This window comes from Flagellimonas sp. S3867 (genome assembly GCF_014698935.1).
Taxonomy (GTDB): Bacteria; Bacteroidota; Bacteroidia; order Flavobacteriales; family Flavobacteriaceae; genus Flagellimonas.
Genome location: NZ_JACVMN010000003.1, coordinates 594,279 through 603,073 on the forward strand (window position 1 = coordinate 594,279; position 8,795 = coordinate 603,073).

9 protein-coding genes are annotated in these 8,795 nt (G+C 42.0%); 1 reads left to right on the plus strand and 8 read right to left on the minus strand.

The window, feature by feature from the left end; genetic code table 11:
- Window positions 1-19: 19 nt before the first annotated feature.
- Window positions 20-838 (minus strand): type I methionyl aminopeptidase, encoded by an 819-nt coding sequence (gene map / locus IAG46_RS16060; protein ID WP_190811404.1) that lies wholly within the window; start codon window positions 836-838, stop codon window positions 20-22.
- A 59-nt stretch (window positions 839-897) separates the two neighbouring features.
- Window positions 898-2,415 carry a 2,3-bisphosphoglycerate-independent phosphoglycerate mutase gene (gpmI, locus tag IAG46_RS16065; protein ID WP_190811405.1) on the minus strand — a complete coding sequence of 506 codons (1,518 nt, stop codon included), beginning with the start codon at window positions 2,413-2,415 and terminating at the stop codon, window positions 898-900.
- A 207-nt stretch (window positions 2,416-2,622) separates the two neighbouring features.
- Here gpmI and IAG46_RS16070 point away from each other — a divergent pair, with 207 nt between their 5' ends.
- Window positions 2,623-3,015, plus strand: a complete 393-nt coding sequence (locus tag IAG46_RS16070; RefSeq protein WP_190811406.1) for an ankyrin repeat domain-containing protein — start codon at window positions 2,623-2,625, stop codon at window positions 3,013-3,015.
- Window positions 3,016-3,110: 95 nt separating this feature from the next.
- Here IAG46_RS16070 and IAG46_RS17865 read toward each other — a convergent pair whose 3' ends face one another.
- The 6 genes from IAG46_RS17865 to IAG46_RS16095 form a co-directional block, all read right to left on the minus strand.
- Window positions 3,111-3,278, minus strand: a complete 168-nt coding sequence (locus tag IAG46_RS17865; protein ID WP_368668190.1) for a DUF6747 family protein — start codon at window positions 3,276-3,278, stop codon at window positions 3,111-3,113.
- Between the two features lie 110 nt (window positions 3,279-3,388).
- Window positions 3,389-4,153, minus strand: a complete 765-nt coding sequence (locus tag IAG46_RS16075; protein WP_190811407.1) for a M48 family metalloprotease — start codon at window positions 4,151-4,153, stop codon at window positions 3,389-3,391.
- A gap of 40 nt (window positions 4,154-4,193) precedes the next feature.
- Window positions 4,194-4,928 carry a M15 family metallopeptidase gene (locus IAG46_RS16080; protein ID WP_190811408.1) on the minus strand — a complete coding sequence of 245 codons (735 nt, stop codon included), beginning with the start codon at window positions 4,926-4,928 and terminating at the stop codon, window positions 4,194-4,196.
- A gap of 68 nt (window positions 4,929-4,996) precedes the next feature.
- Window positions 4,997-6,172, minus strand: coding sequence for a gliding motility-associated C-terminal domain-containing protein (locus IAG46_RS16085; protein ID WP_190811409.1), 1,176 nt, complete (start codon window positions 6,170-6,172; stop codon window positions 4,997-4,999).
- Window positions 6,173-6,237: 65 nt separating this feature from the next.
- Window positions 6,238-7,251 (minus strand): hypothetical protein, encoded by a 1,014-nt coding sequence (locus tag IAG46_RS16090; protein WP_190811410.1) that lies wholly within the window; start codon window positions 7,249-7,251, stop codon window positions 6,238-6,240.
- A gap of 6 nt (window positions 7,252-7,257) precedes the next feature.
- Window positions 7,258-8,795, minus strand: a 1,538-nt coding sequence (locus IAG46_RS16095) for a hypothetical protein (protein WP_223826731.1), incomplete at its 5' end; no start/stop codon positions are given.

Genomic DNA, 8,795 nt, shown 5'->3' on the forward strand with positions numbered 1-8,795 from the left:
GATGAAGGTACTGACAAACCTAGTCTTGAAGTTTTTTACCTCGGAACTCCTCTTCCTCATCACTTTGAATTCCCAAAACATCGTAGATATATTGGAAGGTGGATAAAAGTTCTGGTTTGCCATCAACTAGGGCAACATCATGCTCAAAGTGTGCGCTTGGTTTTGCATCCGCGGTTAAAATGGTCCATCCATCTTTAAGTTGTTTTATTCTTCGAGTACCCATATTGATCATGGGTTCTATAGCTACAACCATTCCATTTACGAATTTTTTTCCACGTCCGCGCTTTCCATAATTGGGCATTTGTGGGTCTTCATGAAGTTCAGTGCCTAAACCATGTCCCACCAATTCGCGGACCACTCCGTAACCATGACTTTCACAATAATTCTGGATGGCATAGCCTACATCACCAACGCGGTTTCCTTCTTTGAATTGTCTAATACCCGCATAGAGGGATTCTTTGGTAACTCGAAGTAATTTTTTGGTTTCTTCTGCAACCTCACCTACCTCAAAAGTATAGGCATGGTCTCCATAATATCCATTTTTTAGTGCACCGCAATCCACTGAGATTATATCACCTTCCTTCAAAGGGTCATTATTGGGAATTCCATGGACTACCTGTGCATTGGGACTCCAATTTAAGGTGTTCGGAAAGTCGTACATGCCCAAAAAACCTGGACTTGCACCTTGTTCCCTTATAAATTCTTCAGCTAGCTTATCCAAATGTAAAGGATTGGCTCCAGGTTTGATTTCTGCGGCCAGCATCCCCAAGGTTTTAGAGACGACCAAAGCGCTTTCACGCATTAACTCGATTTCTTCCGCTGTCTTAATTTTTACCATGGCAGCAAAGATAAGCTGAAATCAATTAATGTGCGTGCTCGCAACAGATAGTTGATGTTCTAAATCAAGGATTTTTGGGTCATTAAATCAGGTTGTTCAATACCCAAAAGGTGCAAAATTGTAGGAGCGATATCACCCAATACGCCATCTTTGATGGCTTTAATATCACCATCTATCAAAATTAATGGAACCGGATTCGTGGTATGTGCTGTATTTGGGCTTCCATCGGGATTAATCATCGTGTCACAATTACCATGGTCGGCAATAACGATTGTGGAATAACCGTTTTCTTGTCCGGCTGTAATGACATCTCGGGCGCAAGAGTCCACGGTTTCACACGCTTTTATAGCTGCATCCATGTCTCCCGTATGACCTACCATATCAGGATTGGCAAAATTAAGACATACAAAATCGGTTTCACCGGATTTCAATTCTGGAATTATAGCATCTCTAATGTCATAAGCACTCATTTCGGGCTGCAAATCGTAAGTAGCCACTTTTGGCGAGGGGCAAAGTATGCGCTTTTCACCTTCAAATGGTTCTTCTCTACCACCATTAAAGAAAAATGTAACATGTGGATATTTTTCGGTTTCTGCTATCCGAATTTGTTTTTTGCCATTTTCAGCTATCACTTCACCCAGGGTGTCCTGGATGTTTGCTTTGTCGTAAACCACTTTGATTCCCTGGAACGAATCGTCATAATTTGTCATGGTTACGTAGAATAAGTCCAGTTTGTGCATGTTCTGCTCGTGAAAATCTGCTTGGCTGAGTACTTGGGTCAATTCACGACCTCTATCCGTTCTAAAATTGAAAAAGACAATAACATCACCATCACTTATTTTGGCAATTGGTGCGTTATTTTCATCAGTTAGAACCAATGGTTTTATAAACTCATCCGTAATACCTTCATCATAACTTTTTTGCATGGCTTCGGATATGTCCGAAACTTTTTCACCTACGTTGTTTACCATTACATCATAGGCGAGCTTTACACGCTCCCATCTTTTATCGCGATCCATGGCATAATATCTTCCAACTACAGTGGCCAGTTCAGTACTCTTGTCCGAGCTAAAATTAATTACCTCTTCAAGAAAACCTTTGCCACTTTTAGGGTCTACATCCCTACCGTCGGTAAATGCATGAATAAAAGAATTTTGCACACCATAATCATCCGCTGCTTTGATCAGGGCTTTTAAATGGTCTACATGGCTGTGCACCCCACCATTACTTACCAATCCCAAAAAGTGGACAGCTTTGTTGTGGTTCTTGGCATGTTCGAAAGCATTCCTAAGCACCATTTCATCTTTGAGGGTATCTTCTTTGACTGCTTTATTTATCTTAGCTAAATCTTGATAAACAATTCTACCCGCACCAAGATTCATGTGTCCGACTTCGCTATTTCCCATTTGACCTTCAGGAAGACCTACGTTCATACCATCGGTCAATAAATTGGAATTGGGATATTTCCCATATAATGAATCTATAAAAGGGGTATTGGCCTGCTCTATTGCTGATACTTTCGGATCTGGGGATTTTCCCCAACCATCCAAAATCATTAGGATCACTTTCTTGTTCATGCTGTCAAGGTTAGACCGCAAAAATAACTTGATTTGGCTGGATGCACCAGTATTTGGGTGGATTTCTGCCTGAAGGGTTGTTAATTATTTATGTTAAAAACTGGGGCGTTGTTAAAATTTAGTTATTTAACTGTTAATGCTGTAACATTTGCCTGCATGAGCAGTCTATTTTTATATTAGTTAATCATTAATCAAAAATTATTCATCATGAAAAAAACAATCCTAACCGTAGCCGCGGCATTTATGTTTGTGGTTACTGGCGCTTTTGCCACCGAAACAGAAACTTCTATTAATGAAGACTTAATCGTTACTGCTATTCCAGATGAACTTAGTTCTTTTTGTAAAGCAATCTTGAAAGGCGATGTTACTACAGTTAAAAAATTAATTGAACTTGGCGAAGATGTAAACAAAAAATCGATGGGTATGGCACCTATCCATTTTGCCGCCCGTTATAACAAAACGGAGATTTTAGAATTGCTCATTGCAAATGGAGCCGATGTTAAAAAACGTTGTGATAAAGGGTACACTGCAAAAAAATATGCGGAGTTATCCAATGCCACGGCAGCCTTGGAAATATTAAAATCAGCTATGAAAAAATAAAGAAGGGGTTTATTCATCCAAACTAAAAAGAGCCCATCCTAAAGGATGGGCTCTTTTTCTCATTTACGTATATAGTGTCCGTGTAAAAGAGTATTCTAAAAATCAAATCCGGTAAAGACCCGGTACAAAAATGCGTATAGGGCCATGGTTAATAATATACCACAAAAAATTGTGTATCCTTTCAGTAAGACAACCACAAAACTAGGCTTGCAATTGTCAAATGCCTCCATGTAGAGCTGCTTAAAATGTAATAGTGTTCCCATTGTTCTCTATTTTGATAGCACAAATGGGATAAGAAAGTTATGGAGACTCGGGTCACGCAAAGGTAGTTAAAACTTCCCAAAGGCTATTTTTAATCGACAAAGCGCTGATTCTATCGACCTGAATATTTTTCTATGGCCTCCCTGATCTTTTCAATTCTATTTTCGGGGTCAGGATGAGTGCTTTGAAACTCAGGCACCCTGTTGGGGCCAGCTGCATCTTTTAGAATCTTCATGACTTGAATCATTTCATATGGGTCATATCCAGATTGTATCATAAACAGAACTCCAAGTTCATCGCTTTCCAGCTCATCGCCCCTCCCATTTTTTAAGAGGGTATTTTGGCCAATACCGCTGACCAATCCTCCCATATCACCTCCTACGGAGGCTCCCATTGTCAGGGTCTGCCAAAAACTGCTTTCTGCGATTCTTTCTGCGGAATGCCTCCCTATTACATGTCCGATTTCATGTCCCAAAACCCCAGCAAGTTGAGCTTCGGTTAACTGGGAAAAAAGCGCATAGGTAATAAAACACTGCCCGCCAGGTAGGGCAAATGCATTTATGGTTCTATCATCCGCAAGTAAATGAAAGTCGTAGCGGTATGGCGTTTCGCGAGCAATACTACTATTAACCAATTTTTGTCCAACGGCATCCACCAATGCTTGCATTCTTTCATCAGGATATAGACCACCGTGCTGCTGGGCCATTTCGGGAGCGCTTTGAAGCCCAATGGCTATTTCTTGATCAGCAGACATATTAATGTTCTGCACCCTTCCAGTATATGGGTTTTCTTCCTTGTTATTGCAACGTTGTACAAAAGCAAAGGCCACAATGGCCAATCCGATAAGTATTCGGATTTTCCAACTTCCTCTTCTCATGGTGTTAGTGTTCTAGAGGATTCAAGATACAAAAAATGCCCTATAAAAGTGCTTGGTTGATATCCAAAATATTATCTTGGATATAGGATTTCAAGAATCCAGAAGTAAAATGTTCGCAACCTAAAAAGTCCTCATTCTGAAGCAACTTAAGGATGTTCACTTTTCTAAAGGCGGTTAGCATAGGTATTGAAATAGGCGCATAGCTATAGTGCCAAGGTTCATATTTAAACCCTCGTCGTTTAGGTTCATTGGTATAAACCAAGTAGAAGCCAAATTTTTCGGAATTTTCATCGAGCCATAGTTTAAAGTCTTCAAAAGGTCCTCCAGCTTCAAATTTCTCCGGAACCAAGACGTCACCGGTTACTTTCGGATAACCATTTATAATATCGATATCAGTTCCCCAATGGTGCCTACTTGTGCCAGGAATTGTGGAATACTCAATGATTTTGTCAATGGCATCGAGCGGTTCCATTCCGTCATCTTCTGTAAAACGAAGGTATTTCCGTTCCCAAATGCCTTCCTGTCGATAAAAATCACGAAAACTGGACACCATTTTAATATCAAATCCATCGGTATAGGCGGCTTTTTTCATTTCTTTAAATGCTTCATAAGCTTCTCTCCGCAAATTGATTCCCTCACCAAAGAGATCAATATCTGCTTTTCCCATTAATTCGTCTACCGAGTAATCCTCAATAGGATGCATTGGAAATATTGGGGGTAGGGTGCAGGCCAATCCTGATATTGAAGCCGTTTTTAGAAAACTCCTTCTTTTCATGAAATAAATTTATTGGGCAAGTTAAGAAGTATTTTGAAACGTATTGTATACTATTTTGTAATTACAGCTTACTCAGAAATGTAAAGATAACCCTGGAATTTTTGTCTTAATTCAACAACTGTAAGCGTGTAAAAATAAATTCCAGATGATAAACCCGTATCTCTTGAAATCACTAAGTTGCGATTTGACACTCCGTTAAATTCATTGGCATAGTTCAGTTTGGAATATACCAAAACTCCATAACGGTTGTAAATATTTAAAAGGTTATTGGGAAGATTTTCGATACCATCAATTACTAAAAAGTCATTGATGCCATCATTGTTTGGTGTTAAAAAGTAGTTGTCAAGTTCCAAGACTGAAAATGGTTCCAATAAGTCATCGGTTCCACCCAAGGTCAAAATTTCGTAGTCATTTGGAACAAAAGCTTCGGAAGTGAGGCTCCCTGTCTGCATATTACCACTTACTGAGGAATTGCCTAATTGCTCCCAGCGACTTTCTCTTTTGTTCCATCCGACAACCGTTAGGTTATCCATTGTTTCTGCTAAAAGATTGGTATTGCTGTTGATATCCCAGGTCAGGGTTACTACAGAGGATTGGCTGCTTTCCAATTTCCAGAACTCAAGTTCACTTATTTGAAGGTCATCAAATTCTTTGATGTTTGTGTCAAATTGTTGGCCAAGTGAAACAGAGTTATTAGGGTTCTCAAAATAGTAAGCGCATCTTGCCAAAAAGTTTGGTGCAATTGAGGTCAATGTGAGATATCTCAACCGTTGCCCATCCCCAATTGGGAAAGTAACTATTTCTTTATTGGTTGCACCAACATATCCGTTGACGTGGGCAAGATCCCCAGTTCCTACATCAAATGCAGACCCAATAAAATTGAGATAATTAGCGGATGAATTTTTTGCAGTAAGCACATCTCCCACGATAAAATTGGCATTATTGGTAACACCAATCCAAGTATTTAAGAGGAGGCCATTATCGGTAACAATTTCAATATCATTAAAAATAGGATTGGACAATCCAGAAATGGTTAAGCGATTTGAGCTATAAAAGCCTGTTAGTCCTTGATTATTTTCAAATACGCCATCATCTATCAAATCAATATGGAAACCTACTGCAACAGTTCCATGGAACTGAAGGTTTCCAAAATTATGAAACGCATCTTGCCCCCATGAACATAATGTCAGACTTAAACTAAGCCCAAGTAACAATGCTTTGATATGTCTCTTTTGTTTTAACATGCGCTCATCGGTATTCTTGAAACAGTATTATGATGTTGTAATTGAATTTTTACGTTTTTAATTTTTTAGTCTCTTATGATTTGTTGCCACTCTACACCATCACTTTGCAAGGTGTAACATCTTCCATTTCGAATTTGAGTGCTAGTACCTCCAGTGTCAGTTCTGTATGTTGAACTGAATCGATTACCACCAGAATAATTTTTAATAATGTAGACCCTACCTTGACAACTATTTGCATTTGGTAATGTAATATTCGGTGAACCACCTGTCATTATTACGGTATGGTGATCTTCTGAAAGTGTTATGCTGTTTGTAATCCTTATAATTGCTGTGGACATAGATCCGTTAACTTGGAAAGTAGAATTAGCCATTTGCCCTGTATTTACACCTACCCTGGGTTTTGCATTTAAGGAATTGGCACTACCTTGAATTCTGAAAAGTTCTTTTAGCTGCTGATCTCTATAATCAAAGCGTTTAAAAAGAAAAGGTTCTGCCCCATCATCAGCAATAATAAATTCTAATTCCCCATTGTTGGAAACCCCGTTAGACCCAATTTCAAAATAATCTGTTCCTGCCGCACTTCCTTTAAGTCTGAAATTTCCATCGCTATTGGTAAAGAACATGGGTTTATAAAATGCAGCGGCGTCCGCCTGAAACTGTAGTGCGGAAACTCCATTATTACCTTTAACATAGGTCAGGTATTGATTTGCATCTGTATAATCAAGATAATTCTGAACCAACCCAAGTGTCTGTCGTCTTCCAAACTCAAGAGTACTAACATTGTTAGATCTAATATCCATACTGACATCATTTGTTGTACCCAAGAAGGATCCATTACTGCCCACATTTCCTGTTAATTGCCAGTTAGAATTGGAGGTGGTTACCCAATTGGTTCCATTAAAAACTAGTAGTTCACGGGTATCAGAGTTGAATAACATTTGACCTTGTTGCATGCCAGTAATAGCATTTATTTCTGATGTGGTTCCTGTGTTGAGGCTAAACAATAGGCCCGCCTCAATTTGAGAATAAGAAACGTTGACCGTTAGAACAAAGCTTAATATTGCGAATACTTTTCTCATAATTTTTTATAAATCTAAAATGGTAAACATAAATTCAGAATTAAACCTGAATCGATTGCCACCGCCATTATCATTATCACCGATAATTACTTCAAAACCTGCTGGTGTTTGATTGTTATATGATATTCCTGGGTCATCATTTCCAGCACCGCCTCTTCCTGGTTGAGTTAATTGGATTATATAGTTGGCATCAGATACCAATCCTACCGGTAAATTAACTCTATAGCGACCGTTACCACCCAATTTGGTAACCGTTATACCTGCTGTTGCCCTTAATATGGAACCGTTTGAAGCAATTTTTCCAAATGCTTTGATTGGACTTTCATAATACGCACCACCATTAGCGCCTGCTGAAATACTGTTATCAGTTTCTGCTCCTATTACGTTGGCTGTTTGGTCTGTTGAGTTTTCATCAGTATATGTGATTACTCCTGTACCATTATTTTGTGAAAAGCTAGTTACAGTTTCATCGACTGACCCACCATCATCACTTAAAGTAATAGTGATACCAGCTTTGCTTAAAGTTTGAGGTGGACCTACAGGTCCTTGTGGTCCGACTGCTCCGTCGGCCCCTGCTGGTCCCTGTGGTCCTGTTGCGCCATCAGCGCCATCAAGTCCATCGTTCCCATCTGCCCCGGGTATTCCTTGCAACCCCTGTGGCCCTGTGGGTCCAGCCGGCCCCGCTGGTCCGACTGCACCATCAGCACCCGCTGGTCCCTGAGGTCCGGTTGCACCATCTGCACCTGCGGGCCCTGTCAATCCTATTGGTCCCTGAGGTCCTATTGGTCCGACTGCGCCATCAGCCCCGTCAGCGCCATCTGTTCCGTTTGTTCCATCAGCACCCGCTGGTCCCTGTGGTCCGGTTGCACCGTCGGTCCCGTTTGTCCCGTCGATACCGTCTGTTCCATCGTTACCCGCTGGCCCTTGTGGCCCAGCCGGTCCTGTCAATCCTATCGGTCCCTGTGGTCCGGTTGCCCCGTCAGCGCCATCTGTTCCGTTTGTTCCATCAGCACCCGCTGGTCCCTGTGGTCCGGTTGCCCCGTCAGCACCATCTGCACCTGCGGGCCCTGTCAATCCTATCGGTCCCTGTGGTCCGGTTGCACCGTCGGCCCCGTTTGTCCCGTCGATACCGTCTGTTCCATCGTTACCCGCTGGCCCAGCCGGCCCTGTCAATCCTATTGGTCCCTGTGGTCCCGTTGCCCCGTCAGCGCCATCTGCACCGGCGGGTCCTGTCAATCCTATCGGTCCCTGTGGTCCGGTTGCACCTGCCGGCCCCTGAGGTCCGACTGCTCCATCTGCACCTGGAAGTCCCTGTATTCCTTGTGGCCCCGCCGGTCCTATTGCCCCGTCGGCGCCATCTGTTCCGTTTGTTCCATCAGCACCCGCTGGTCCCTGTGGTCCCTGTGGTCCGGTTGCTCCGTCAGCGCCATCTGCACCTGCGGGCCCTGTCAATCCTATTGGTCCCTGAGGTCCTATTGCCCCGTCGGCGCCATCTGTTCCGTCCGCACCCGCCGGTCCCTGAGGTCCGGTTGCTCCGTCCGAAC